21 protein-coding genes and 1 tRNA gene are annotated in these 24,387 nt (G+C 63.3%); 9 read left to right on the forward strand and 13 right to left on the reverse strand.

Going from position 1 to position 24,387, the window contains the following annotated elements; genetic code table 11:
• Positions 1 to 102: 102 nt before the first annotated feature.
• A complete protein-coding gene (locus AC0Z35_RS24300) occupies positions 103 to 1,734 on the reverse strand; it encodes a PqiB family protein (RefSeq protein WP_485132794.1) in 1,632 nt (543 codons plus the stop codon).
• A gap of 98 nt (positions 1,735 to 1,832) precedes the next feature.
• On the opposite strand from AC0Z35_RS24300, the gene AC0Z35_RS24305 reads away from it, so the two are divergent.
• Positions 1,833 to 2,327: a GNAT family N-acetyltransferase gene (locus AC0Z35_RS24305; RefSeq protein WP_046805839.1), complete on the forward strand. Its 495-nt coding sequence runs from the start codon at positions 1,833 to 1,835 to the stop codon at positions 2,325 to 2,327.
• Here the strand turns inward: AC0Z35_RS24305 and AC0Z35_RS24310 are convergent.
• The 3 genes from AC0Z35_RS24310 to AC0Z35_RS24320 all read right to left on the reverse strand — a co-directional run bounded on the left by AC0Z35_RS24310 (position 2,324) and on the right by AC0Z35_RS24320 (position 4,222).
• Entirely contained in the window at positions 2,324 to 2,632 is a 309-nt protein-coding gene (locus tag AC0Z35_RS24310) for a carbohydrate isomerase (RefSeq protein WP_485132793.1), read from the reverse strand. The genes AC0Z35_RS24305 and AC0Z35_RS24310 overlap by 4 nt on opposite strands.
• A gap of 69 nt (positions 2,633 to 2,701) precedes the next feature.
• Complete coding sequence (gene kdsA, locus AC0Z35_RS24315) at positions 2,702 to 3,559, reverse strand: 3-deoxy-8-phosphooctulonate synthase (protein WP_485132792.1); 858 nt, start codon at positions 3,557 to 3,559, stop codon at positions 2,702 to 2,704.
• A 99-nt stretch (positions 3,560 to 3,658) separates the two neighbouring features.
• On the reverse strand, positions 3,659 to 4,222 hold the full coding sequence (locus AC0Z35_RS24320; RefSeq protein ID WP_485132791.1) for a cytochrome b: 564 nt from the start codon (positions 4,220 to 4,222) through the stop codon (positions 3,659 to 3,661).
• A gap of 177 nt (positions 4,223 to 4,399) precedes the next feature.
• On the opposite strand from AC0Z35_RS24320, the gene AC0Z35_RS24325 reads away from it, so the two are divergent.
• Entirely contained in the window at positions 4,400 to 5,617 is a 1,218-nt protein-coding gene (locus AC0Z35_RS24325; protein ID WP_485132790.1) for a DUF1444 domain-containing protein, read from the forward strand.
• 25 nt (positions 5,618 to 5,642) lie between these two features.
• On the opposite strand, the gene AC0Z35_RS24330 is transcribed toward AC0Z35_RS24325, so the two are convergent.
• The 5 genes from AC0Z35_RS24330 to AC0Z35_RS24350 are packed head-to-tail and all read right to left on the reverse strand — an operon-like array spanning position 5,643 to position 12,460.
• Positions 5,643 to 6,227 carry a glycerol-3-phosphate responsive antiterminator gene (locus AC0Z35_RS24330; protein WP_104145005.1) on the reverse strand — a complete coding sequence of 195 codons (585 nt, stop codon included), beginning with the start codon at positions 6,225 to 6,227 and terminating at the stop codon, positions 5,643 to 5,645.
• A gap of 2 nt (positions 6,228 to 6,229) precedes the next feature.
• Positions 6,230 to 7,792, reverse strand: coding sequence for an FAD-binding oxidoreductase (locus tag AC0Z35_RS24335; protein ID WP_485132789.1), 1,563 nt, complete (start codon positions 7,790 to 7,792; stop codon positions 6,230 to 6,232).
• A complete protein-coding gene (locus AC0Z35_RS24340; protein WP_104145003.1) occupies positions 7,789 to 9,468 on the reverse strand; it encodes a glycerol-3-phosphate dehydrogenase/oxidase in 1,680 nt (559 codons plus the stop codon). The genes AC0Z35_RS24335 and AC0Z35_RS24340 overlap by 4 nt, the downstream gene beginning before the upstream one ends.
• Positions 9,465 to 11,006, reverse strand: coding sequence for an FGGY-family carbohydrate kinase (locus tag AC0Z35_RS24345; protein ID WP_485132788.1), 1,542 nt, complete (start codon positions 11,004 to 11,006; stop codon positions 9,465 to 9,467). Before AC0Z35_RS24345 ends, AC0Z35_RS24340 begins: the two co-directional genes overlap by 4 nt.
• On the reverse strand, positions 11,003 to 12,460 hold the full coding sequence (locus AC0Z35_RS24350) for an MFS transporter (protein WP_485132787.1): 1,458 nt from the start codon (positions 12,458 to 12,460) through the stop codon (positions 11,003 to 11,005). Before AC0Z35_RS24350 ends, AC0Z35_RS24345 begins: the two co-directional genes overlap by 4 nt.
• Before the next feature lie 490 nt (positions 12,461 to 12,950).
• Between AC0Z35_RS24350 and AC0Z35_RS24355 the strand changes: the two genes are divergently transcribed.
• The gene (locus AC0Z35_RS24355; protein ID WP_046804655.1) at positions 12,951 to 13,187 is read left to right on the forward strand and encodes a hypothetical protein; all 237 of its coding nucleotides are present in this window, start codon (positions 12,951 to 12,953) and stop codon (positions 13,185 to 13,187) included.
• Positions 13,188 to 13,454: 267 nt separating this feature from the next.
• Here the strand turns inward: AC0Z35_RS24355 and AC0Z35_RS24360 are convergent.
• Positions 13,455 to 13,541 (reverse strand) — tRNA-Leu (locus AC0Z35_RS24360).
• Between the two features lie 47 nt (positions 13,542 to 13,588).
• On the opposite strand from AC0Z35_RS24360, the gene dapC reads away from it, so the two are divergent.
• From dapC to AC0Z35_RS24385, 5 genes are all read left to right on the forward strand, one after another.
• Positions 13,589 to 14,785 carry a succinyldiaminopimelate transaminase gene (gene dapC / locus AC0Z35_RS24365; protein WP_046804656.1) on the forward strand — a complete coding sequence of 399 codons (1,197 nt, stop codon included), beginning with the start codon at positions 13,589 to 13,591 and terminating at the stop codon, positions 14,783 to 14,785.
• A gap of 24 nt (positions 14,786 to 14,809) precedes the next feature.
• Positions 14,810 to 15,631, forward strand: coding sequence for a 2,3,4,5-tetrahydropyridine-2,6-dicarboxylate N-succinyltransferase (gene dapD, locus AC0Z35_RS24370; protein ID WP_314359129.1), 822 nt, complete (start codon positions 14,810 to 14,812; stop codon positions 15,629 to 15,631).
• Positions 15,631 to 16,767, forward strand: coding sequence for a succinyl-diaminopimelate desuccinylase (gene dapE, locus AC0Z35_RS24375; protein WP_046804658.1), 1,137 nt, complete (start codon positions 15,631 to 15,633; stop codon positions 16,765 to 16,767). The genes dapD and dapE overlap by 1 nt, the downstream gene beginning before the upstream one ends.
• Before the next feature lie 102 nt (positions 16,768 to 16,869).
• Positions 16,870 to 17,766, forward strand: coding sequence for a 50S ribosomal protein L3 N(5)-glutamine methyltransferase (prmB, locus tag AC0Z35_RS24380; RefSeq protein ID WP_104144454.1), 897 nt, complete (start codon positions 16,870 to 16,872; stop codon positions 17,764 to 17,766).
• Positions 17,763 to 19,697: an ABC-F family ATP-binding cassette domain-containing protein gene (locus tag AC0Z35_RS24385; protein ID WP_104144453.1), complete on the forward strand. Its 1,935-nt coding sequence runs from the start codon at positions 17,763 to 17,765 to the stop codon at positions 19,695 to 19,697. Before prmB ends, AC0Z35_RS24385 begins: the two co-directional genes overlap by 4 nt.
• A 107-nt stretch (positions 19,698 to 19,804) precedes the next feature.
• On the opposite strand, the gene AC0Z35_RS24390 is transcribed toward AC0Z35_RS24385, so the two are convergent.
• From AC0Z35_RS24390 to AC0Z35_RS24400, 3 genes are read right to left on the reverse strand one after another with little or no spacing between them, the layout of a single operon-like run.
• On the reverse strand, positions 19,805 to 20,110 hold the full coding sequence (locus AC0Z35_RS24390; protein WP_046804661.1) for a chorismate mutase: 306 nt from the start codon (positions 20,108 to 20,110) through the stop codon (positions 19,805 to 19,807).
• A 2-nt stretch (positions 20,111 to 20,112) separates the two neighbouring features.
• The gene (locus AC0Z35_RS24395; RefSeq protein ID WP_104144452.1) at positions 20,113 to 22,407 is read right to left on the reverse strand and encodes a UvrD-helicase domain-containing protein; all 2,295 of its coding nucleotides are present in this window, start codon (positions 22,405 to 22,407) and stop codon (positions 20,113 to 20,115) included.
• The gene (locus AC0Z35_RS24400) at positions 22,404 to 23,612 is read right to left on the reverse strand and encodes a DesA family fatty acid desaturase (protein ID WP_485132786.1); all 1,209 of its coding nucleotides are present in this window, start codon (positions 23,610 to 23,612) and stop codon (positions 22,404 to 22,406) included. Before AC0Z35_RS24400 ends, AC0Z35_RS24395 begins: the two co-directional genes overlap by 4 nt.
• A 358-nt stretch (positions 23,613 to 23,970) precedes the next feature.
• Between AC0Z35_RS24400 and AC0Z35_RS24405 the strand changes: the two genes are divergently transcribed.
• Positions 23,971 to 24,366 carry a hypothetical protein gene (locus AC0Z35_RS24405; RefSeq protein ID WP_046804664.1) on the forward strand — a complete coding sequence of 132 codons (396 nt, stop codon included), beginning with the start codon at positions 23,971 to 23,973 and terminating at the stop codon, positions 24,364 to 24,366.
• Positions 24,367 to 24,387 lie beyond the last annotated feature (21 nt).

Below are 24,387 nucleotides of genomic sequence, written 5' to 3' on the forward strand. Positions count from 1 at the left end.
TGGTCCCCCCTCGGATACCGCACCGCCGGCCGCAGTGCTGCAACCGTTCGTAGAAAGCTTCCAGCAAGTGTCATGCCCAAAACCGTGCACGCCGGTGTCTACCTACCGCCCGGGCGCCGCATCCGGCGCCCTGCCCCGCAACAGCGCGTCGGGATGGGCCTGAAGATAATCCGCCAACTGCCGCAACGAACGCGCCGCGCGACCCAACTCACGCAGCGCCGTATCGGTATTTAGCGGCAACGCGGACTCGGGGGCCAGCAACGCGCCCACGGCCGCCAACGATTGGTTTGCTTGCCTCAGCACGGCCTGCGCCTCTGGCGCCAGGTGCGTATCCAGCCGCTTGACCAGACGCGAGGCGCCCCGAAGCGCCCCGGCCAGTTCCGTACCGATGGCATCGAATGGCACCTTGTCGACCTTGGTCAGGATGCTGTTCAACTGCTGTTGCAGCTGGTCCAGGTTATTGCGCACGGTGGGGATGAACGGTCGATCTTCCATCTTGAAAGTGGCGGCGGGCGCATCAGGAAATTCCGCTAGCGCCACATACAACTGGCCGGTCAACAAGTTGCCGATGCGCAACTGCGCCCGGGTGCCGCGCGCGACCAAGGCAGTCATCAACCTGCCGCTGGGGTGTTTGACATCCGGGCCCGCGAAGTTCTTGATCTGGTGGAACGTTTTGTCGCCCAGCCGCTCCGGGTACAGCGTGGCGGAAACCAGCGCGTAGAACTGTTTGGCCGTCTGGTCAAAGTCCAGGTCGATGGCGTCCACCTTGCCGACCGTGACGCCATACGCGTCGACAGGCGCCCCCACCACCAGCCCCCGCACCGATTGATCGAAACGCATGCGCACGTGCAGCGGCGCGCCGTCCGGTTCGGCCCGGGCCGACTCTTCGCTGGAGAAAAGCGGGAACGCCGCGCCCGCCGCCGCGGGCTGGCTGGCCGCCCGTTCCAGGGTGTCGAATGCCACGCCACCCACGATTACGGAAACCAGGGACTGGGACCGCATCTGCAAACCGCGCGCATCCACGCTGAAGTCGACGCCGCTGGCGTTCCAGAAGCGCGTGCTCTCATTGACGTAGGAATCGTTCGGCGCGTCGACGAACACCTGCACATCGACCCCATCGCCGTCCTTGGCCAACCGGTAGTTCACCACCTGCCCCACGGCAATGCGGCGGTAGTACACGGGTGAGCCGACATCCAGCGAGCCCAGATCGTTGGCGTGTAGCGTGAAGCGCTTTCCGGCCCGGTCCTGCGCAACCTCGGGCGGCACTTCCAGACCGGTGAATTCGCTTTTACGCTCGCTGCGGGCGCTGCCCTTGCCCGGGACGCCCGCTGGGTCCAGGCCAATATACGAGCCCGACAACAGCGTACCCAGGCCCGACACCCCGCTGAGCGTCAGCCGCGGGCGCACCACCCAAAATACCGTGCCGTCGCGCAACAGGTTGGCCGCGTCCTTGTCCACGCGGATCGTGACCACCACGCCCGTGCGGTCCTGGTTCAGGTTGACGCGTTCAACCAGGCCGACATTGACTTCTTTGTAGCGGACCTGCGTCTTGCCCGCTTCCAGGCCCTCGGCGGTCTGGAAGTGGACGGTAGCCGTGGGCCCTGCATTCAGCCAGGCCTGCACCACCAGCAGCAATCCGCCGATGACGGCCACTACCGGGACCAGCCAGATCCAGGAAACGCGGCGCCCCTTGCGCGGCGGCGTGCGAGCTGCGGCAGAACCAGACTCAGCCATCGAGGATGTCTCCTTCGTGTACGCGTCAGACCGGATCGCCCGTCAGCAAGCGCCTGGAATAGCGGGTAGCATGGCCCTCCTATTTGGAGGAAGTCAACGTGAATATCGCCATCCGCCCCGCCATCCCCTCGGATGCGGCCCAGATCTATGCCTTCATTACTGAACTGGCCGTGTACGAGCGCGCCGCGCACGAAGTGATCGCCAGCGCAGACGACGTCGCCCGTACCCTTTTTGCCCCGCAGGCGCCCGCCAAGGCGCTGATGTGCCTGGCGGATGGCAAACCTATCGGGTACGCGGTCTATTTCTACAGCTATTCCACCTGGCTCGGCAAGAACGGTATTTACCTGGAAGACCTGTACATCACGCCCGAGCATCGCGGCATCGGGGCCGGACGCGACCTGCTGCGCCACCTGGCGCAAGAAGCGGTGGCCAACGGCTGTGGCCGGCTGGAATGGAGCGTGCTGGACTGGAACAAGCCGGCAATCGACTTCTACGTATCGATCGGCGCGGTGCCGCTGGATGAGTGGGTCCGCTACCGCCTGACCGACGACGCGCTGAAAAGCTTCGCCGAAGGCCGCCGCCAAGCCGCCTAGAACTCGGGTAGGTCGAACAGCGTGTGCAAGGTCGAGCTAGGCACCGGCACGGACGCCAGCAGTTCGTGGCCGTCGTCGGTGGTCAGCACGCGCACGGGGCGCAGCGCCACGCTGGTGCCGTCCACGCTGATGGCGGTTTCCACGTCGGCCCCCTCCTTGATCACGTCCATCACCTCGGACGCCGAGGCCGTGACCGGCTCGGTGACCCACCCTGGCACGCCCCGCTCGGCCTGGCCCCAGCGCACATAGGCAATGTGCCCGCTGATGGGCTCTTTTCGAACAGCGACGATTACGTAAAAAGACATCCGGGCCTCCCTGTAGTGGTGTGGCCTGGATCGTATAGCAAGCTGCCGTCGATGGCATGCCCGCGCGCGTCAGGGTTCGATATCGATGTCCGCAAAGGATTTCACCAGATCGTCCAGCCGCTTGAGCTGGGTCAGGAAGGGTTCCAGTTTGTCCAGCGGCAACGCGCTGGGTCCATCGCACTTGGCGTTCTTCGGGTCGGGGTGAGCCTCTAGAAACAGCCCCGCCAGGCCCACCGCCATGCCCGCGCGCGCCAGTTCGGCAACCTGCTCGCGGCGACCGCCCGAGGCGGCGTCCAAGGCGGAACGCTGCTGCAACGCGTGGGTCACGTCGAAAATCAAGGGCCGGTTGCCGGACACCTTTTTCATCACGCCGAAACCCAGCATGTCGACCACCAGGTTGTCGTAGCCGAAGCTGGTGCCGCGATCGCACAGGATCAGCTTGTCGTTGCCCGCTTCGGTGAACTTTTCAACGATGTTCAGCATCTGGGTCGGGCTGAGAAACTGCGGCTTCTTGATATTGACGATGCGCTGCGTCTTGGCCAGCGCCACCACCAGATCCGTCTGACGCGCCAGGAAGGCGGGCAATTGCAGGATGTCCACCACTTCAGCAACGGGCGCCGCCTGCCAGGGTTCGTGCACGTCGGTAATGACCGGCACGCCGAACTCTTTCTTGACGGCTTCGAAGATCTTCATTCCCTCTTCCAGGCCGGGACCCCGGTAGGAATGGATGGAAGATCGGTTGGCCTTGTCGAACGACGCCTTGAACACGTACGGAATGCCCAGCTTTTGGGTCACGCGTTGATATTCTTCGCACGCGCGCAGCGCCAGATCCAGGGATTCCAGCACGTTGATGCCGCCAAACAGCACGAAGGGGCGGTCATTGGCGCAGTGGATCGACGAGGAAATTACGACTTCTGGGGCGGTCATGATGGGAAAATCCTGTAGGAATAAGGCAGGTGACAGTGCGTAATGTACAACCTGCCCCGCCCCGATTTCACCTCATGCGCCGATTTTTCCCCACCGCCCTCAGCGGCTGCGCAGCATCCGGCGCAACACCCCATCGTGCAAGGCGTAATGGTGAACCAACGCCGCCAGCGCATGCAGCAAGGCCAACACGATGATCGTCCACGCCACCGTGTCGTGCAGCCCACCAATGAAGTGGCGCTGTTCGCGGTCGATCGCAATCCACCGGGGCACGTCGAACAACCCGAAGAAAGCAAACGGTTCGCCCTGCGCCCAGCGAAACAGAAAGCCCAGCACGATCTGCGCGGCCATCAACAGGTACAGCAGCCCGTGTACGCCTGTACTAGCCAGGCCCATCAAGCCGGTGGCAGCGGGCGGCAGGCGCCGGCCACCGGTGGACCGCCACACGACGCGCAGCACGAACACCGCGGTGAACAGCAAGCCGAACGAAATGTGCAGCGATTGCAGCAGCCGACGGGTCGGCGTGCCGCGCGGCAGGAAGCTCCAGATTTCCGCCAGGGCAAACAAGCCCACGACCAGAAACGCCGTCAACCAATGCAACGCAATCGTCATGCGGTCATAGTGCGATGGGCCGGGGTAATTCGCCTGCAAGGGTGACGTCGTCATCGTAGGGATTTGAGCCTGAAGGTAACTCGTCAGCGTATTGAGTTCCGACTTACGGTGTCCTGAGCAAGCGCGCCGCATCCCCGCGGCGTTATCACTGGACGCGGCCCGGAACCGTGGCCACAATGACCCGTCGTGGACGGTCAAAGCGCCGTCCAGCATCTGATTTAAGGCGGGCACATGGGTTTTTTCGACACGCTGTTCCGGCGCAGGCCTACGCCGGATCAATTTGCCAAACTGTTCGTGGCGGCGGCTCGCAAGCAAGGCTTCGAGGGCGACCTGACTTACAAGGCCGATGAATTCCGCTTGCTGCTGGGCGAAGGTTCGTTCTTCAACCTGCACAACGCTTATCACGCTTACTACAACACCCGGGGCGCGCAGCAACAGCGCGCCTTGCAGGGTTTCGTCTCGGCCTTGGCCAGCAGCAAGCAATCAACGCCGCAACAGGCCACGGTGGCGCGCCCCATGCTGAGGGCCGTTATCCGCAGCCGCACCGCCCTGGAAGACGTGCGCCTGCACCATGTGCGCACCGAAGGCGACGATTCCGCGTTCCATCCCGCCTACCTGCCCTTTGGCGAGGATTGCGTGGTGCTGCTGGCGCTGGACCACCCAGACGCCATCTCCACCCTGACCAACGGCCCCGAGGCCGCTTGGCAATTGACGTTCGACCAGGCCTTGGCGGTTGCCATCGACAACCTGCGCGACGCGCCGGACGACTTTGCCGAGATTGCTGCCGGCGTCTATCGGGGCGCCTGGGCAGACGGCTACGACATCAGCCGGGCCCTGCTGCCCGACATGATCGAACGTGTGCCGGTGCGGGGCCGGCCGGTGTTCATGGTGCCTACACGCGACGTGCTGTTGGTGGCCGGCGACAACGATGACGTTGGCTTGGCGAACATGGTGGAACTGGCGCACCAAGCGCTCATGCAAGGGCGGTCGGTCAGCGCGCATATGTACCACTACGAAGATCGGCAACCGCTTCGATACGTGCCGAGCAACCCTGCGCTGGCGCAGCGGCTTGCGCATCTGGAGCGCCTGCTGGACAAATCCGAATACGACGCGCAGAAAGAGGCGCTGGACCATATCCACGAAGAACAGGGCCAGGACATTTTCGTGGCCAACTACAACCTCTTCACCAGCGACGAAGAGCCCGTCATGTCGTTTTCGCTGGCGTCCTGGACGCGCGGCGTGGACACGTCGCTGCCCAAGGTGGACCGTCTTGCGCTGGTGCGCCCAGACGCCGAGGACAACATCGGCGAAGTGCGCGTCGTGTCATGGGAACAGGCCGCGCACCTGCTGCAACCGCTGCTGGCGCGTGAAAAGGGCTACCCGGCGCGCTACCGCACGCAGGGCTTCCCGGAAGACGCGAAGATCGCGCAACTGGACGAAGTGCCGTAGGGGCGGCGGGCTGGATTACCCGTTTTCAGCCCTTAAGCTGCCGCCCTTCCAGGCTCCACAGTTGCGGATCGCTGGTCGACACCCCCACTGCGCCGTGCCTCATGGCCGTGGCAATGTCCGCCTGGTTGCAGACAAAGCCCGACGCCACGATGGGCGGCAGGGCTTTCAGGTCTTGGGGGGCCATGTGCGCCAGCATCGGCGCCGGCATCAACTGAACCAGGTTGGGGTCGCTTTGTTCCAGCGCCTTGACGCTGCGCGGCCAGGTGGAACGGTCGGTCACAAACACTTTTTGCATCGTGACCATACCGGCACGGTTGGCTCGCTGAATGGTGGCCACGCGGGTTGAAACCAGGCTGGCCACGCCGATATCAGCCAGGTATTCCACCCCGCCCTTGTCCTGCGACAGGCCTTCGCAGCTGTCGATATTGACGATCGCGAATTTGCCCGCGCGGTTCAAGGTGGCGATGACCGGCGCCAGCTTGCGCAACTCAACGTTGGCCACGATGCCGATCTCGGCCACGCTGCCCACGAACGTGTTGATTTGCTCAAGCCCATACAGCGTCGCAATGACTGGATGACGCGCCAGGCATGCCCCAAATGACCTATCCATGGTTATCGACTTTCCTGACCATAATGGCGTTGATCGCTCAAGCCCAGCTTGCCGGGATTAAGAATGTTCTGCGGGTCCAACTGGCGCTTGACCGCAAGCAGCACGTTAAAAGCGCTACCCAGCGATTCCTGCATGTACGGCGCCCGCAGCAGGCCCACGCCGTGATGATGGCTGAGCGCCGCATTGTATTTAATCAGCACGGCGTTGGCGGCATCCCATGCGGCGCGATACCACTGGGCGCGCCGCTCCACCTCGACGTCGCCGCGCAACGAAAAATACAGGCAGGCCCCGTCGACGTAAGCATGCGACTGGTGCGCGGAACCCGCCAACGTGCCGGGCACCGCGTTCACCGCCGCCACCACTTCACTGTAAATGGCGGACAGGTCGCTCCAGCGGCCCGACATTTCAAGCGTGTCGGCCACGAACCCCGGGCTGCGCTTGAAGCCCTCGGCGCTCTTGCCCGTCAGATAGCGCGTTTCCAGCCAGCGTTCAAAGATGGCGTCGCCGTCCAGCTTTTCGCCCAGTTCTTCGCAGACGCCTTCGCTGATCTGCATGACGGCGTCCACAATCTGGCGTGCGCCCTCGTCGGCCACCAGCAGCACGTTAAGGTCGGGTCGATTGAACTGCACCCCGCTTTCCAGTTCGTCATACAGCCGCAACGCAGCCGGGTTGGCGCCGCGCTGCATGATCTCGCGGCACGCGTCCAGGCCGATGGCGAATGTCTTGAAACCGTACGCTATGGTGCGGCCGTAATCGGGCAGGCGATGCAGCTTGAGGCGCAACCGCACGATCACGCCCAGCGTGCCTTCAGAGCCGATGAACAACTGTTGCAGGTCCGAGCCCACCGCCGCGCGGGAATAGCCGCCCACCGTGATCAGGCTGCCGTCGGCCAGTACAACGTCCATACCGAACACCATGTCTTCGATCTTGCCGTAGCGCGTGGACAACTGCCCTGCCCCCCGGCAAGCCGCCCAGCCTCCCACCGTGCTGATGCCGAACGACGACGGCCAATGGCCCATCGTCAGCCCGTATTCATTCTGGATGGTCTGTTCAAAGACGTCGCCAAACATGCCCGCTTCCACTTCCACGATCTGGCTTTCGCGGTCCACGCCGATCAGCTGGTTGAGCTGGCAGACGTCCAGCACGATGCCACCGCGCACCGGCAAGGCGGCCCCGGTGACATTGCTGCGCCCCGCCGACACCGTGACCGGGATGGCTTCGGCGTTGGCGTAACGCATGACCGCCTGCACCTGCTGCACCGATGACACCGTCACGATCACCGCCTGCGGCGTAGCAGGCTTGCCGCCGGTTTCCGACACCATGGACCCCGCCCACCAATCGCGCGTCCAGGCGACGACGTCAGCCGTGGCCGTCATGACGTTGTCGGCCACGTGCCGCAGGGCATCGACCTGCGCATCGCTGACGCGCACGGGGTCGCGTTGCAGGCCGGGTTCGGTGGCAGCGCCTTCGTCGGTCAAGGTGGCGGCATAGGCAGGCGGCGTGTGTGCGCCCACGACGTAATTGCCACGGTTGTAGCCGCGCTTGATGGCTTCTTTGCTGATCATTGTTCGTCTCCCATGAGTATGGATTTTTCGTGCTTGATGGCAGCCAGGTAGTCGTTCACCTGCTGCGCGATGGTGGCGGGCGGCAAACCAAGTTCCGCCTGCAAGATCTGTCCGACGCGGCCGGCGGCAAGCGCGGAGGCGTCGCGCGCCATCAGGCGCGTGCGCATGCGCCTGGCCAGCACGTCTTCAACGGTGCCGGCCATTTCATGGCGCACGGCGTAAAGCACCTCGGCTTCGGTGTAAGGCAAGCCGTCGACAATCGGCGTCAGCAAAGCCGGCGACGCCTGCATCAAGTCGCTGACAAAGCGCGCCTCGGTGCCATAGCGCTCGCCCAGATGCGCCGACATGCCGCCGGACGCCACGATGGCTTGCGGATCGTATCCGGCGGCGCCCAGCAGATAGGCCTTCTTGGTCTGGCAGGCATTGCGCTGCCCCAGCACCTGTTGCGCGGCGTCGATGGTCTGTTCCGCCATATGTCGCGACGTGGTCAGCTTGCCGCCCACTATCGTGACCAGCCCGTCGCCGGACACGCGGATTTCGTGGTTGCGCTTGATCTCCAGCGTTTTGCCCCCGGGCGGCGCCACCAGCGGGCGACAGCCGGCGATGCTGCCCACCACGTCTTCGGCTTGCAGATCGGTCTTGAGCGCCGAGCGCGCGCCTTCCAGCAGGAAGTCCAGTTCGCGCCGCGTGCAATACACGTCGTCCAGATTTCCTTCGTAGTCTTCGTCGGTGGTACCCAGGTAAGACACGTCGCCCCAGCGCGTGATCGTGGCGCGCCGGCTGCGACCGGGCACGGGAATGGTCACCGTGCAATCGTTGCGGACCTTGATCCAGGGCACCGCCACGTGCACGCCCTTGGCCGGGCGCACGTGCAACACGGGTTCATCGCCTTTTTTCGCGCCGGTCCAATCGCGCAGCCAGACGCCTGTCGCCATGATGACGACCCGGGCGCGCGCGCGGATTTCTTTGTTGTCCGCGTGAATGATCGCGCCGTCCACCTTGCCGTGCGTGTCACGCGTGACCTCTACCGCCTTCGCATGATTGGTCACCGCCGCGCCGTGAAAGGCGGCGGTACGCGCCACCGTCAGCGTCAGGCGCGCATCGTCGACGCGGGCGTCGTAATACAGGAAACCGCCCAGCAGGCCGTCTTGCTTGAACGTTGGGCAATGCGACAGCACTTCGGCCGCCGTCAGCTTCTGGTGCAGGATGCCCTCGCGCCATCCGCCCGCCACGTCATACGTCCACAGCAGGCTTTCAAATGCCTTGGACAGGCGCTTGTCGAACACCCCGTCGCGTTCCAGGATGGGAAACAAAAACGGCAGACGCTGCACCAGATGCCGCGCGTTGCGCCGCAGCCGTTGGCGTTCATGCAGGGAATGGCGCACCAAGCCCAGGTTGCCCTGTTCGATATAGCGCAAGCCCCCGTGCACCATCTTCGAGGACTTGGACGAAGTGCCCGAGGCGAAGTCGTCCTTTTCGATCAACGCCACGCGATAGCCGCGCAAGGCGGCGTCCAGCGCGGCATAGGCGCCGGTGATACCGCCCCCCACGATCAGGATGTCGAACTGCTCGCTGCCCAACCGATCCAGCTGTTCGTGCCGGTTCAGGCGCAGGGGTTCGGTGCTGGTCATGTCGGCCCGGTCCTTCCTGGGCTTTCTGGATAGCCACCCGATCATTTGTGCAATGCCTCCTGGTTGTCTTGCTTGAACTGTTTGACGTGGCCCAATTCCGACCCCACCCGGGCGTGCCACAAGGCGCGGCGGCGACGACGTTCGTCGGCGTCAACGGCGGGCCGAAACACGGCGTCGGTCACGATGGTTTTGCAGGCCTCGTGCAATGACGGCCACAGCAAGCCCGCCGAGCCCGCCAGATACGCGATGCCGCGCAAGCTGGCGCGATCGGCCTCTTGCATGCGACGAATGGGAATGCCGATCAAGTCCGCTTGAATCTGCAACAAGGGGTCGCTGCGCGACAGGCCGCCGCCCACGACCAGTTCGGACACCCGCACGCCGGAGGCTTGCTCGTCCGCTTCGATGCAGCTGGCCACCGAATGCGCGATGCCCTCCAGAATGGCGTAGGCCACTTCGGCCTGCGTCGTGGCCATCGATACGCCCGTCAGCGACGCGCGGGCCGCGGCTTCCATCCGGGGTACGCGCAGCCCGGTCAAGGCCGGCACGAAGGTCACGCCGTTCGACGCGTTCACCGTGTCGGCCAACGCGCTGATCTCGTGGGCGTCCTTGAACCATTTCAGCTTTTCGCAGACCCAGTTCAATGCCGACCCGGTTGTTGCCACAAAGGTTTCGACCGCGAAGTGCGACACGCCTGACTGACGCCGGGCCGTCATGGTCAACGACCCGTCGGACATGCGAGCTTCCAAGGGAGGTTCGGTGCCGATGACCAGGTCCACGAAGCTGCCCGTGCCATGCACACACATCGCCTGTCCCCGGTTCAGGCATCCCAGGCCGATGGCGCCCGCGTGCTGGTCGCCGGCCGACGCCAGGATTGGCACGTCGATACCCAAGAGCTCCGGACGAGTCCTACCAAAATCATCCGCGTCCTGGCGCAGGGTCGGCAGCAGCTCGTGCGGAAAGCCAAGCTCCTGAATCCACTCCAGGTAGTAACGATGGCCGGCAAGCACGTAGGCGCCGGCGGAGGTCGCGTTCGTGGGCGTGGTCACGCATTCGCGCCGCTGTGAAAAATGCCACAGCAACCACGTGTCCACGGTGCCGAAGGCCAAGCGCTTGTCGCGCCACGCCTGGGCAACAAGCGGTGAATCGCGCAGGTGACGCGCCGCCCAGAGATACAACGAGCGCACCCCCACCGGCCGACCGACGCGCTCTCGCAACCGGACGTCCCATTCCGGCGCCAGTTGGTCCAGTTCGTCGACAAAGCGTGTGTCTTGCCAGACCATGGCCGGGACCAGCGCACGCCCTGTCTGCGTGTCCCACAGCACGGCCGTGGCCCGTTGCGTGGCCAGCGCCAGCGCAGCAATTTCCTGCCCCTCGGCGACCGCTTGTGCGATGGCATCCCGGCAGACCTGGACGGTGCGGTCCAGGATGTCGTTAGCGTCCTGCTCCACAACACCCGGCCGGGGCGAGTCGACATGCAGCGCCACGTATTGCAGGCAAGATACATGGCCGTCCTGAGACACCGTGGCCGCCCGCGTGCCGGACGTGCCCTCGTCTATGGCCAGAATCACTTTGTTGTTTGTCATCGCGAGGCTTTCCCAATGGCGGGGTCCAGGGCAGGCAGCACGGCGTCGTCCTTGAACTGGGGCGCGTCGGCTTCGTTGTCCGGGTTGATGGGGGTGCGGGTGGGGTCCCACTTGATCGTGAAGCAGATGATGCTGGCGATCAGCGGCACGATGGAGAGAATCAGGAAGGTCCTTTCAAGGCCGTAGTTTTCGCGAAACAGCGGAAACACCAGCAGTCCGATCGCGGCCCCCGTGGAGCCCAGCGCGCCGATGATGCCGTTGGCGCCCGCGCGAAGTTCGCTGCGGAACGACAGTGACGACAGGCTCTTGCCGTTGGCCCCCGGCCCGCCCGAATGGAACAGGATGAACAGCGACGGCACCACAACGGCCAGCCACAGCGGCATCTTGCCGTGGAACGTACCGAGGATCAGCAGCATCAGAAACACCGCGGCAAAGCCGAATGCCGACGCGCGGCGCAGGCCCAGCTTGCGGCCGATGTACGGCGACAGAAAGCCGCCGAAGATGCCGAACACGTTGAACACCAGCGCGCCGATGGTGGCGAAGACGAAGTCCTTGCCGAACAGCGCGGCGCTGATCAAGGGCAAATACCAGCCCACGGCGAAGTACTGGATCGACTGGCCGATCTGGACCGTTGCCGCCAGGATGGTGCGCGGCAAGTAAACGCCACGAAAGATCAACAGCACGTTGGCAATGCCGCGCCTGGCCTGGTTGACCACCGGCACACGCTCGTGCATCGGCGCCGCCGCGAACGGCTGCCCGTAGATACGCGTCATGGCGCGCGCCGCCTGCTCGACACGCTCTTTGCGGGCCAGCCAGATCGGGCTTTCCACCATGTAGCGCATTTGCAGCAGCAGGATCACGACCGCGAAGACGGCGGTAGCCGCAACCGAATAACGCCAGATGGAATCGCCCACGTCCCACGAGAAAAACAACAGCGCCAGCAGCAGGTTCGTGCACACGGCCGTGTACCACATGCCCTGCCAGGTATTAAGGCGGCTTTTGAATTTAAGCGGGGTGAATTCGGCCAGGACGGCCATCGCGATGGCGAAGTCGATCCCGTAGGCGGCGCCTACGAAAAACCGGCCGGCCAGAATGACTTCGAAGCTGGGTGCAAACATCACCAGCAGCGCGCCGATGACGGCCAGGAATTTTGCGATGACCAAGGGCCGGATCCGGCCCCAACGATCCGCCATCCAGCCGCCGATGGGATTGAACGCAATGGCCACCCACGCGGCAAACGAGGTCATTAGCGCGACCTGACCGGCCGCAAGGCCCAGGTCGCGCGTCATGGGCCCCAGCCCCGCGCTTAACGCGGAGTTGGCAAACGCATCCAGGAACAGTCCACCCAGGGCCAGCCACCAGATCAGGCCTGCCCGCCCGGTGATACCGGGGCGTGAGTCGATAAAAGCGATGACATCGTCGATGCCACGTATTTTTACGGTCGATGATTGCACAGTCGTCTCCTCTTGGAATTATTTCTGTAAGAGGTCGACGCAAACTGCGCGCAATAAAAGACCACCCTACAGATGGTCTTTTATCTAAATCTGTGCGGTGACTTTATGGGCTGGGCAGAGGGGTGTCAAGCCTTGCGGGCATCAGGATAAACCCTGTTCCGCGCGGCATATCGGGCTTGATTAACGCAGGCGTTGGGAAAGTATCCAAAGCGCTGGAAAAGTATATGGAACGCGGGGTTTTTATATCTTTTTCTTCTTATTTTTCAATGACTTGCAATAAATATTTAAGCTGTCAAACTACGCCCGCTCTTTGATCTTGGCTTCACCGTGCGGGCCCGCCGATTCCCGGCCCCGCCCCCCCCCCGCCCGATTCCCGAATAACAAAAACACATCGTGGCGCGACGTGGCGTACACGCGCGCCATGCAGGCGCACGCCTGTTCGCAATACCCATGTCCATCGCAACCACATCGTTTCACCAAGGAGAAACCCATGCGCTTAATCACCGATCAAGAACTCAGCAATATGTCGACGGAAAACAAGCGTCGTCGCCATCAAGAACTGGACAAGAAATTGTCGGTGGCCGCCGATCGAGGCTGGGCATGCGTGCCGCGCATCGAAGCCAGCCGCGCCAAAGTCCATGCCGCCATCCTGATGGACGTGGAATTGGGCCGCGATGTCGAACCCAGAACCGAAAAGCGTCGCGACCGTATCAAGGTCAAGAACTGATAGCGGATTGAACGCCGTTGGTGCACCCCGGGGATGCATCCCTGGGCTGCATTCGGGTAGTTAGCTAACCGGGGCACCAACGGCGCCGACGCCAGGCCATCTATTGTGTGCGGAGGAATGCGGCCAAGATGGGGCTGAAAGACTGCAAATTCTAGTTGTTATGGGCAGTCAATCGGCACCCACCATTCCCGCTAAGCCGTTGATTCAAAAGCGCCTTGCGGGCACTCAGCACGGCCCCTGGGGGCCAAGCAACGGCTTTCAGTTGTATGGTGCGAAGGAGGGGACTCGAACCCCTACACCTGTTACGGCGTCAGGACCTAAACCTGGTGCGTCTACCAATTTCGCCACCTTCGCTAAAGGTCAAGCCCGCTATTGTAGCTTGCTTGTTAAAATCTTGCGTCATGAATCCGCGCCTCGATGCTTTACACCCCTACCCGTTCGAAAAATTGCGCGCGTTGCTGGCTTGCGCCGCCGCGCAGCAGAACGGTCTGACGCCTATCAACTTGTCGATTGGCGAGCCCAAGCACGCCGCGCCCGAATGCGTGGCGGACGCCATTCGCGGGCATATGGATGGGCTTTCCGTGTACCCGTCCACCAAGGGCGATCCCGCGCTGCGCCAGGCGATTTCTGCCTGGCTGGCGCGCCGTTACAGCATTCCCGCCCCAGACGCCGACACGCAGGTCTTGCCCGCCCTGGGTTCGCGCGAAGCGCTGTTCGCTTTTACCCAGACCGTGATTGACCCGTCCGCTGGGTCTGTCGTGATCTGCCCCAACCCGTTCTACCAAATCTACGAAGGTGCGACGCTGCTAGCCGGCGCCACGCCCTACTTCGTCAACGCCGATCCGTTGCGCAATTTTTCCAGCGACTGGAATCAGGTGCCTGACGCCGTCTGGAAGAAGACCCGGCTGGTGTTCGTGTGCTCGCCGGGCAACCCCGCCGGTAACGTCATGTCGCTGGATGAATGGGAAGTCCTCTTCAAGCTGTCCGACCGTTACGGCTTTGTGATTGCGTCGGACGAATGCTATTCCGAGATCTATCTGGACGAAGGCGATGCCCCCCTGGGCAGCCTGCAGGCGGCGCGCCGCCTGGGCCGGGACGACTACCGCAATCTGGTGGCGTTTTCCAGCCTGTCCAAGCGGTCCAACGTGCCAGGCTTGCGGTCGGGTTTTGTGGCGGGCGACGCCGCGCTGATCGGCCGGTTCCTTTTGTATCGCACGTATCATGGCAGTGCCATGAGCCCCCTGGTGTCGGCGGCCAGCATCGCGGCCTGGGCCGACGAGGCGCATGTGAAAGACAACCGCCGCCTGTATCGCGAAAAATTCGACGCGGTCGTCCCCATACTTGAAAACGTGCTGGATGTGTCACGCCCGAAAGCCTCTTTCTACCTATGGGCGGCCACGCCGGGCTCGGATACGGCGTTTGTGCGCGACCTTTATGGCCGTACCGGTGTTACCGTTCTGCCGGGCAGTTTCCTGGCGCGGGAAGCGCATGGCGTCAATCCCGGCCACGGCCGCATCCGTATTGCGTTGGTGGCGCCTTTGGCTGATTGCGTGCAAGCAGCCGAACGCATCGCCCATTTTGTACATACTTCTGTTTGATCAACCTTTAAAAGCTGAGCCGCTATGACTCTCGACCTGCAGACCACCATCGAAAAAGCCTGGGACGACCGGACCAACCTGACTCCCTCCGACGCCAGCGCCGAAGTGCGCGAAGCGGTGGAACACACCATCGACGGGCTGGATCTGGGCCGCCTGCGCGTGGCTGAGAAAATCAACGACGACTGGGTCGTGCACCAGTGGATCAAAAAGGCCGTGTTGCTGTCGTTCCGCCTGAACGAGAACGCCATCATGGGCCAGGCGCCGCTGCAGTTCTACGACAAGGTGCCGCTCAAGTTCTCGGAATACGGCGACAACGCCTTCAAGCAAGGCGGCTACCGCGTGGTGCCGCCCGCTGTCGCGCGCCGCGGCTCGTTCATCGGCCGCAACGTCGTGCTGATGCCCTCCTATGTGAACATCGGCGCCTACGTTGACGAAGGCACCATGGTTGACACCTGGGCCACCGTCGGCTCTTGCGCGCAGATCGGCAAGAACGTGCACCTGTCGGGTGGCGTGGGCATCGGCGGCGTGCTGGAACCCCTGCAAGCCAACCCCACCATCATCGAAGACAACTGCTTCATCGGCGCCCGCTCGGAAGTCGTCGAAGGCGTGATCGTGGAAGAAAACTCGGTCTTGGCCATGGGCGTGTTCCTGTCGCAAAGCACCAAGATTTTTGATCGCGCCACGGGCAAGATCACCTACGGCCGCGTGCCGTCGGGTTCCGTCGTGGTGCCGGGCTCGCTGCCGTCGGCCGACGGCTCGCACAGCCTGGCTTGCGCCGTCATCGTCAAGCGTGTCGACGCGCAAACGCGCGCCAAGACCAGCATCAATGATCTGCTGAGGGCGTAATGAGCACGTCAGCCGTACTGGATCTGGTCAAGGACCTGATCGCCCGCCCGTCGGTCACGCCGGCGGATGAAGACTGCCAGGCGGCGTTGGCCGCCCGGCTCGAGCGCATCGGCTTCACGTGCGAAACCATCGCACAGGGCGGCGTCACCAATCTGTGGGCCCGTCGCGGTAGCGCCGCGCCGCTGACCGTGTTTGCCGGTCACACCGATGTGGTGCCTCCGGGTCCACGCGAAAAGTGGGATAGCGACCCGTTCGTGCCCACTGAACGCGACGGCTGGCTGTACGGCCGTGGGGCGGCCGACATGAAAAGCTCGATTGCTGCCTTCGTGGTGGCGGCCGAGGAATTCGTGGCGGCCCACCCGCAGCATGACGGTTCGATCGCGCTGCTGATCACGTCCGACGAAGAAGGCCCGTCCATCGACGGCACCGCCATCGTTTGCGACGCATTGAAGGCGCGCGGCGAAAAGCTGGATTACTGCATCGTCGGCGAACCGACTTCCGGCGACGTGCTGGGCGACACCTGCAAGAATGGTCGCCGCGGCTCGTTGTCGGGCAAGTTGACGGTCAAGGGCATCCAGGGCCACGTCGCCTACCCGCATCTGGCGCGCAACCCCGTGCACCAGTTGTCGCCCGCGTTGGCCGAAATCGTCTCGATTGAATGGGACCAGGGCAACGAGTATTTCCCGCCCACGACGTTCCAGGTGTCGAATCTGAACTCGGGCACCGGCGCCACCAACGTGGTCCCCGGCGAAGCGGTTGCGTTGTTCAACTTCCGTTTCTCCACGGCCAGCACGCCTGAAAGCCTGAAGGCGCGCGTGCACGCCGTGCTGGACAAGCACGGCCTGGAATACGAGCTGGACTGGGACTTGGGCGGCGAGCCCTTCCTGACCCCGCGCGGCTCGTTGACCGATGCGCTGGTGCAGGCGATTCACAGCGAAACCGGCGTGACCGCCGAACTGTCCACCACGGGTGGCACGTCCGATGGCCGCTTCATCGCCAAGATTTGCCCGCAGGTGATCGAGTTCGGTCCCGGCAACGCCACGATCCACAAGGTGAATGAGCGCGTCGAAGTGGCTTCGCTGGAACCGCTGAAGAACATCTATCGCCGCACGCTGGAAAATCTGCTGCTGAAATAAAGAGACCCCCGCGCTTCGCACGCTGCGCAAGCGCTCTGCCCCCTTCACAGGGGGCGTGTTTTTTCCCGGTTCGGCATGCTGGACGGGGATATAAGGCCTGTTATGTATCAATCCGCCCGCCAAGAATTGCTGACGCTGCGCGACCTGATCCGCTATGGTGTGTCGCGCCTGAACAGCGCCCAGGTGGCGCTGGGGCACGGCAGCGATAACGCCTGGGACGAGGCCGTCTATCTGACGCTGCACGCGCTGCACCTGCCGCTGGACACGCTTGAACCGTTCCTGGACGCCCGCGTGGTCCGTGAAGAACGCGACCGCGTGCTGGACCTGCTGGAACGCCGCGTGACCGAGCGCGTGCCCGCGGCCTACCTGACCAACGAGGCCTGGCTGCGCGGCCACCGCTTCTACGTGGACCAGCGCGTCATCGTGCCGCGTTCGCCCATTGCCGAACTGCTGGACGCAGGGCTGTCGCCGTGGGTCCAGGACCCTTACGCCGTGGAAAATGTGCTGGACATGTGCACCGGGTCGGGTTGCCTGGCCATCCTGTCGGCCATGGCCTTCCCCAATGCCCACGTTGACGCGGTGGACGTGTCGGCCGATGCGTTGGAAGTTGCCCGCCGCAACGTCGACGACTACGGCCTGGCCGACCGTCTGGACCTGCATGCCAGCAACCTCTTCGACAATCTGCCGGCTTGCCAGTACGACGTCATCATCTGCAATCCGCCCTATGTGAACAGCGGTTCGATGGACGTGCTGCCCCAGGAATACCGTCATGAGCCGCAGCTGGCCTTGGCGGGTGGCGACGACGGCATGGACCTGGTGCGGCGCATCCTGGCGTCGGCGCCACAGTACCTGGCACCTGAAGGCGTGATCGTGCTTGAGATCGGTCACGAGCGTGACTTCTTCGAAGCCGCCTTCCCGCAGCTCTCGCCCGTCTGGCTGGACACGGAAGAAGCGTCGGACCAGATCCTGCTGCTTACCCGAGAGCAACTCAGCCTGTGATACGCGCCACTGGATTGACCCTGCGCCGCGGCACGAAAGTGCTGTTAGATAGCGCTGAATTTGTCGTACACCCCGGCGAGCGCGTCGGCATCGTTGGCAAGAACGGCGCGGGCAAGTCCTCGCTGTTCGCGCTGCTGACCGGCGCGCTGGACCTGGATGCCGGCACCGTGAACCTGCCGGCGGGCTGGCGCATTGCCAGCGTCAAGCAAGAGTTGGACGCCGACGACCGCCCGGCTCGTGAATTTGTCATCGACGGCGACACGCACCTGCGCGAATTGCAGGCGCGCCGCGCCGAACTGACGGACGACCAAGGCACGCAAATCGCCGAAGTGGAAGCGGCGCTGATCGAAGCCGGCGCCTGGAGCGCCGCCTCGCGCGCAGAGCAGTTGCTGGCCGGCCTGGGCTTCAAGCCCAACGAATGGATGCTGCCCGTCGAAAGCTTCTCGGGCGGCTGGCGCATGCGCCTGGCACTGGCCAGCGCGCTGATGGCCCCTTCCGAATTGCTGCTGCTGGACGAACCCACGAACCACCTGGATCTGGACGCGATGCTGTGGCTGGAGAAATGGCTGGGGGCCTATCCGGGCACCGTCATGCTGATTTCCCACGACACGGAATTCCTGGACGCGGTTGCCAAGTCCATCCTGCATTTCGACCACGCCAAACTGGTGCGGTATCGCGGTGGCTACGGTGATTTCCTGACGCAACGCGCCGAGCGCCTGCGCCAGACCAACATCGCCTACGAACGCCAGACGCGCGAGACGGCCCGCCTGCAAGGGTTTATCGACCGCTTCAAAGCCAAGGCTTCCAAGGCGAAGCAGGCGCAAAGCCGCGTCAAGGCGCTGGCGCGCATGCAGGTGCTGGCGCCGCTGCACGCTGAAGCCGGCATCGACATCCGCATCCCCTCCCCCGACCAGGTGCCGGACCCGCTGTTGACGCTGGAACACCTGTCGGCCGGGTATACCGACGCGGCAGGCAACGCCATTCCGATTCTGCGCGATGTGACGTTGATGGTTCGCGCGGGCAGCCGTGTCGGCGTGCTGGGGGCCAACGGCGCCGGCAAAAGTACCCTGATCAAGACGCTGGCCGAAGAGATCCCCGTGCAAGCAGGCGAACGGCGTGCCTCGCGTGGCTTGGCGATTGGCTACTTTCACCAGCATCAGCTGGATATGCTGGACGTGGACAGCACGCCTATCGCCCATCTGGCACGGCTGGCGCCGGACACGCGCGAACAAGAGCTGCGCAATTACCTGGGCGGCTTCGGCTTTTCGGGCGACACGGTCACCAGCAAAGTCGGCCCGATGTCCGGTGGCGAAAAAGCACGCCTTGCGTTGTCCTTGATCGTTTGGCAAAAGCCCAACCTGCTGCTGCTGGACGAACCCAGCAACCACTTGGATGTCGAAACGCGCGAAGCCCTGGCCGCCGCGCTTGCCGACTTCGGCGGCAGCATGCTGCTGGTATCGCACGACCGGCACCTGCTGCGTACTACCGTGGACAGCTTCTGGATTGTCGCGGATGGCGCGGTGCGCGAATTCGATGGCGACCTGGAGGACTACCGCGACTGGCTGGCCGCCCGCAACGCCGGCGAACGCGCCGAAGCCGCGCGCGAAAATGCCGACGGCAGCGAACCCGTCGTGGACCGCAAGGCGCAACGCCGCGCTGAAGCCGAACAGCGCCAACGCCTATCCGCACTGCGCAAACCGCTGGAGTCGAAGTTGGCCAAGGTCGAGGCCGAGATGGAAAAGCTGCGCGTCAAATTGCACGCGCTGGACGCCATCATTGCCGACGCCGACCTGTATTCAGACGCCCGCCGCGCCGAGCGCCAAAAGGTCATGGCCGAGCACGGCGAACACGGCAAGCGCATGGACGAGCTGGAAGAGCAATGGCTGGAAATCCAGGGTTCGCTGGAAGAAATCGACCAAAGCGAGGGATGATCCAAACGCACGGCTGCAACCGCTGCAAGATCCGCAACAGCGGCACAGCGGCACAGCTTGGATTGCGGATGGAAAACGGGGGGCCGATTGGCCCCCCGCTTCTTTTATTACGAGTAAGGACGTTCGCGCAGGCGGGTGTGGTGATCGATCACGGTGTCGATCACCTCGCGCAGGATGGTCTCGGCCAACGCGGGCGGCACGCCGGCCTCTTCCGCCAGGCGTCGAATGCGCTCGACCTGTTGGCTTTCCCGTTGCGGGTCCACCAGGTCCATTCCGTGATTGGTTTTCAATTCACCAATCATGTCCGTGCAGCGAAACCGCACGCCCAACAGCAGCATGATCTGCTGGTCGATTTCATCGACCTCGGCACGCAGGGACGCCAGCTCGGCTTTCGGAGACTCGTTGTTGGCCATGTTTAACCCTGAACAATATCAAGCTTCGCGATACCCAGCGCCAAGGTTTTGGCGCCCACGTCACGAAACTGGATTTCCGCCTGGGCGTCCTGTCCAGCGCCGCTCAAGCCAATAATCGTGCCATCGCCAAACCGCGCGTGATGCACGCCCTGACCCACACGATACTGCTTGTCGCCCACCGTGACACCGCTTGCGATGCCGCGAGGTTGACGCGGCGCAATGGTATTGGTGGCTTTGCGGCCGAACGCATCACCCCGATTGCCGCCGCCCCAGCCGGCGCCCGTGCTGCTGACCGGCGCCAAGCCGGCCTTGGGCGACAGCCACTTCAGATGCTCTTCGGGAATCTCGTCAAGGAAGCGTGAGCGCATCGCGTAGCGCGTCTGGCCATGCAGCATCCGGCTTTGTGCCAGGCTGATGTACAAACGCTGCCGTGCGCGGGTAATCGCCACGTACATCAGGCGCCGCTCTTCTTCCAGCCCGGACTGCTCAAGGATGCTGTTCTCGTGCGGGAACAGGCCTTCTTCAAGACCGGTGATGAAAACCGCGTCGAACTCCAGGCCCTTGGCGGCGTGCACCGTCATGAGCTGGACGGCGTCCTGGCCTTGTTGGGCCTGGTTATCGCCGGCTTCAAGCGCGGCATGCGACAGGAACGCCGCCAACGGCGTCAGCCCGTCAGAGGCCACGATGGGCGCGTCGACGACGCCCGGCATCAGCGTTGACGACGTGGCCTGGTCGGGCACCACGCCGGCAGGCATGCCATCGTAGTTTTCTTCCGACGCGAACACGGCTGCAGCCGTGATCAATTCGTTCAAGTTTTCCAGCCGTTCGGCGCCTTCGCGCTCCGCCTTGTAGTGAGCGTTCAGGCCACTGGTTTCGAGCATGTGCTCGACCATTTCCGGCAGCGGCAGATCGCGCGTTTCTTCGATAAGGCGGTGGATCAGCTGGGCAAACTGTGCCAGGTTGGAACCACCCTTGCCGGCCACCAGGGCCACCGCGCCGTACAGGCTGGTGTCGTGCGCGCGGGCCGCGTCAGCCAGTTGCTCTAGCGTGCGCGCGCCTATGCCGCGCGTCGGGAAATTGACCACGCGCATCCACGACGTGTCGTCATGCGGATTGGCCATCAAGCGCAAGTACGCCAGGGCGTGCTTGATTTCCTGGCGCTCGAAAAAGCGCAGGCCGCCATAGACCTTGTACGGAATACCGGCCGAGAAGATGGCGTGCTCAATCACGCGCGACTGCGCGTTGCTGCGATACAGCACGGCGATCTCGCGGCGCAGGCTGCCGTCGTGGATCAGCGAACGGATTTCGTCCACGATCCATTGGGCTTCCATGCCGTCGGAGGGCTGTTCGATGACGCGCACCGGTTCGCCTTCGCCCTGATCCGTCCAAAGATTCTTGCCCAGGCGGCCACTGTTATGGCCGATCAGCGCGTTGGCGGAATCCAGGATGTGGCCGAACGAGCGGTAATTCTGCTCAAGGCGGATGACGGTGCCGTGCGCGTAGTCGCGTTCGAAGTCGGACATATTGCCGACGTTCGCGCCACGGAACGCATAGATGGATTGGTCGTCGTCGCCCACGGCAAAGATGGCCGCGCCACCGCCGGCCAGCAGGCGCAGCCACTTGTATTGGAGCGTGTTGGTGTCTTGGAACTCGTCGACCAGAATATGGCGGAAGCGGCGCTGGTAGTGCTCGCGTACCGGCGCATTGCGCGACAGCAATTCGTAGGCGCGCAGCAGCAACTCGGCGAAGTCGACCACGCCTTCGCGTTGGCACTGGGCTTCGTACAGCTGATAGATCTCGATCAGGCGGCGGCGATGGGCGTCATAGGCCTCGACGTCTTGCGGACGAAGGCCTTCTTCCTTGGCGCCGTTGATGAAGCGCTGGACGTCCCGGGGCGGATACTTTTCGTCGTCGACGCCATTGGCCTTCATCAGGCGCTTGATGGCGGCAAGCTGGTCCGTCACGTCCAGGATCTGGAAGCTTTGCGGCAAGCCGGCATCGCGGTGATGCGCGCGCAGCATGCGGTTGCAAAGGCCGTGAAACGTGCCGATCCACAAGCCGCGCGTATCGATCGGCAAGATCGCCGACATACGCGCCAGCATTTCACGCGCGGCCTTATTGGTGAACGTAACCGCCAGAAGCCCAAAAGGCGAAGCCTGGCCGGTTTGAATCAGCCAGGCCATGCGGGTAGTCAGTACCCGGGTCTTGCCGCTGCCCGCCCCGGCCAAGACCAGGGCGTGCTGCGGTTCTAACGTTACTGCGGCGCGTTGTTCAGGGTTGAGCTTCTCTAGCATCATGCCGCGTAGCGGCGCAGATGTTGAGCGAATTGCTCGAGCCCGGCGATGCCGCTTTGCTGGGCGCGCTGGCACCAGGCCTGCAGGTCATGAAGAAGCTGTTCGCTGCTGGCGCTGGAGCTTTCCCAGATGCGGCCGAGTTCACGACGCATCTGCACCAGCGTCGACAGCGACTTGTTCTGGGCAATGGCGCTGTCCACGGCAGCCAGGGTTTCCGGCTGGAGAATGTCCTCGTTGCGGTGGAGGGCACTACGCACCTGACGCAGCTTGGTATAGCCGCAATCCGCGTTGCCTTCCTGGCGCGAGGCCTTCAACTTGTTCATCTCTTCGCGAGCGGCGCTCTTGATCACGTCCGCGTAGCGGGCCATGACTTCGTAGCGGTGCGTGATCACGCCTTGCAACGTGCGCAGGTCGATGCCGGTACGGCTGTCATCCAGCTTGAGCTTGGGCGCAACCTTCTTGATCTTGGCCAGGCCAAAGAACTTCAGGATGTTGATGTAGCACCAGCCGATGTCGAATTCGTACCACTTGGCCGAGAACTTGGCCGACGTGCCGTGGGCGTGGTGGTTGTTGTGCAGCTCTTCGCCGCCAATCACGATGCCCCAGGGGAACACGTTGGTGCTGGTGTCCGGGCTGTTGTAGTTGCGGTAGCCCCAATAGTGGCCAATACCGTTGACGACGCCGGCTGCCCAGAAGGGAATCCAGGCCATCTGAACCGCCCACACCGTCACGCCGACCGCGCCGAACAGGGCGACGTCGATGGCGAGCATGGACAGCACGCCCCACAAGCTGTGCTTGCTGTAGACGTTGCGTTCGAGCCAGTCGTCAGGCGTACCGTGGCCGAACTTGGCCATGGTTTCCTTGTTGTTCGATTCTTCGCGATACAGCTCCGCGCCGCGGAACAGCACCTTCCAGATACCGAACAACATGGGCGAGTGAGGATCGCCTTCCTTTTCGCACTTGGCGTGGTGCTTGCGGTGAATGGCAACCCATTCCTTGGTGACCATACCGGTCGTCATCCAGAGCCAGAAGCGGAAGAAATGCATGACGGCAGGATGGAGATCCAGACCGCGGTGCGCTTGGCTGCGATGGAGAAAGACGGTGACCGCAACAATCGTGATGTGCGTCACGACCAAGGTGAATACGACGATCTGCCACCAAGAGGCTTGGGTCAGACCACCGGCAATGAAGGAGAGGATGTAATCCATAAAGCTGTTATGAGCCTCGCTTGTTAAGTGCCTGAAGTTTAGCTTACCTTTGCCGACTTATGACAAGGGAGTTTCAAAATAGTTTTTGAGCGAAATCAAGGACTAAGCCCCGATTTCAGAGCACAAAAAACCTCTCTCGCGACCGCTTCAGGCCGATCGCGAGGCTGGTCTCGCCAATAGACGGCCTTCAGGGCCGGCTACCCCTTCTATGTGGGGGGTATTCGCAAAGACACCAGGTTTTGGCTACATTCCGGTACTAAAGTTCCTGTCAGCAAACAGCGTTCCGCCCGCCGAGGCGCTTTGCGATGCCCGTTTGTTGCGCTCAATGCGGTCCAAAACTGTCTCTTTTGCCCCACTCATGCTGTACAGAAAACCCCGTCCCTTATTTTTCGCGGCCTTGGCGATGATGACGCTTACCGCCCACACACCCGCGCTAGCGCAGAACTTGAAGTCCGGCGATGTGACCGTGCTGGCGTCGTACTACGAGATACGAGGGTCTGACTGCCTGGCGCTGCGGGCGCCACGAGTGGTGATCACGCAAAACCCGACGCTGGGCAAGGCCAGCATCGTGCAGACGCGCGGCCAGTCCAGTGACAGCGGGCGGTGCGCTTACAAGGCCGTGCCGGTATCGCAGGTGGTGTACGCCGCGGATCAACCGGGCGCCGACACCCTGGCCTGGGAAGTGAAATACCAGAACAAGACGCTGGGCACCCGGCGCTATAGCGCGACCATCGGCGTGGCGCCGGCCCGGTAGGCTCGGCCCGGCAAGCGGGGA

Source organism: Achromobacter sp. 1L-A-4-B-C2 (genome assembly GCF_057291955.1).

Coding starts and splice junctions, on each gene's coding strand:
- dapE (WP_046804658.1), top strand. CDS start 15,631: ATGAGCACGTCAGCCGTACTGGATCTGGTCAAGGACCTGATCGCCCGC.
- AC0Z35_RS24320 (WP_485132791.1), bottom strand. CDS start 4,222: ATGACGACGTCACCCTTGCAGGCGAATTACCCCGGCCCATCGCACTAT.
- AC0Z35_RS24300 (WP_485132794.1), bottom strand. CDS start 1,734: ATGGCTGAGTCTGGTTCTGCCGCAGCTCGCACGCCGCCGCGCAAGGGG.
- AC0Z35_RS24335 (WP_485132789.1), bottom strand. CDS start 7,792: ATGATCAGCAAAGAAGCCATCAAGCGCGGCTACAACCGTGGCAATTAC.
- AC0Z35_RS24330 (WP_104145005.1), bottom strand. CDS start 6,227: ATGGATAGGTCATTTGGGGCATGCCTGGCGCGTCATCCAGTCATTGCG.
- AC0Z35_RS24395 (WP_104144452.1), bottom strand. CDS start 22,407: ATGATGCTAGAGAAGCTCAACCCTGAACAACGCGCCGCAGTAACGTTA.
- prmB (WP_104144454.1), top strand. CDS start 16,870: ATGTATCAATCCGCCCGCCAAGAATTGCTGACGCTGCGCGACCTGATC.
- kdsA (WP_485132792.1), bottom strand. CDS start 3,559: ATGACCGCCCCAGAAGTCGTAATTTCCTCGTCGATCCACTGCGCCAAT.
- dapD (WP_314359129.1), top strand. CDS start 14,810: ATGACTCTCGACCTGCAGACCACCATCGAAAAAGCCTGGGACGACCGG.
- AC0Z35_RS24400 (WP_485132786.1), bottom strand. CDS start 23,612: ATGGATTACATCCTCTCCTTCATTGCCGGTGGTCTGACCCAAGCCTCT.
- AC0Z35_RS24355 (WP_046804655.1), top strand. CDS start 12,951: ATGCGCTTAATCACCGATCAAGAACTCAGCAATATGTCGACGGAAAAC.
- AC0Z35_RS24310 (WP_485132793.1), bottom strand. CDS start 2,632: ATGTCTTTTTACGTAATCGTCGCTGTTCGAAAAGAGCCCATCAGCGGG.
- AC0Z35_RS24390 (WP_046804661.1), bottom strand. CDS start 20,110: ATGGCCAACAACGAGTCTCCGAAAGCCGAGCTGGCGTCCCTGCGTGCC.
- AC0Z35_RS24405 (WP_046804664.1), top strand. CDS start 23,971: ATGCTGTACAGAAAACCCCGTCCCTTATTTTTCGCGGCCTTGGCGATG.
- AC0Z35_RS24340 (WP_104145003.1), bottom strand. CDS start 9,468: ATGATCGGGTGGCTATCCAGAAAGCCCAGGAAGGACCGGGCCGACATG.
- AC0Z35_RS24325 (WP_485132790.1), top strand. CDS start 4,400: ATGGGTTTTTTCGACACGCTGTTCCGGCGCAGGCCTACGCCGGATCAA.
- dapC (WP_046804656.1), top strand. CDS start 13,589: ATGAATCCGCGCCTCGATGCTTTACACCCCTACCCGTTCGAAAAATTG.
- AC0Z35_RS24345 (WP_485132788.1), bottom strand. CDS start 11,006: ATGACAAACAACAAAGTGATTCTGGCCATAGACGAGGGCACGTCCGGC.